This is a genomic window from Bradyrhizobium sp. Crot121 (genome assembly GCF_059512385.1).
Genome location: NZ_JCAMOR010000289.1, coordinates 1 through 804, shown reverse-complemented (window position 1 = coordinate 804; position 804 = coordinate 1). Strand labels below are relative to the sequence as shown.

Genomic DNA, 804 nt, shown 5'->3' with positions numbered 1-804 from the left:
TCGTGACGAAACAATCCACGAGATCTTCCTAGCCGACCAGATCAGCCCTCAGTGCGTGGTCGCCGGATGACGCTCACGAGAAATCTATTATGCCGCCTTCCGAATTATGCCCCGCCAGCCAGCGTTCCTGGGGTCAGGTGCGCAGCGCCGGCGGGCTGTATCGGCATAATCGGGACTGCATGGCTGCGTCCAATTACGTAGGCAACTGCGGGCACGGTGTTGGTGCTGGAGCGGATCATCGGTGCTCCAAACATTGCGCCCGCCGAAAAGTTCAGTGACCTCAATATGCTCGTTGCTGCGGGCGGCCGAGAACGCAGTCACGACGAATTTGTCAGCTTGTTCGCGGCCGCCGGATACGCGCTGACGCGCGTGCTACCGACGGGCACGCAGATCCACCTGATCGAAGGCACCTGCGCCTGAGCGCCAATGCTCCGGAGCTATTGGACTCGGGACATCCGATCCGAATGTTTCCCACACTTGGGTCGGAAGCAAATTCTATCTCGCCTACGCGCCGGCGAAGCTCGTCGAACACGTGCAAGAACTGCTGGCGATCGCCGATCGCACAGCCGTGCATGTGAAGCGGCCTTGCATCGATCATGCCGAACTCCTCTATGACGAGAACGGCCTGCCGAAATGATCATCGACACCTCGGCCATGGTTGCGATCCTCTTCCGCGAGCCCTAAGAGCCCGACCGGAAATTAAAGTTGGGTGATTTCAACTGGTTGTGATTCTTCGAAGGTGTTCGAAGCCATCGGAGAAGCAGATGACCTGGACCGAAATCACCCGCTGTCAGCATGACAGAC

The 804-nt window shown here is 58.6% G+C and carries 1 protein-coding gene; it reads left to right on the top strand.

The genetic code is table 11. The annotated features are described in order from the left end of the window. Window positions 1-216: 216 nt before the first annotated feature. The gene (locus tag AC5ZGW_RS46575; RefSeq protein ID WP_130232041.1) at window positions 217-420 is read left to right on the top strand and encodes a methyltransferase; all 204 of its coding nucleotides are present in this window, start codon (window positions 217-219) and stop codon (window positions 418-420) included. Window positions 421-804 lie beyond the last annotated feature (384 nt).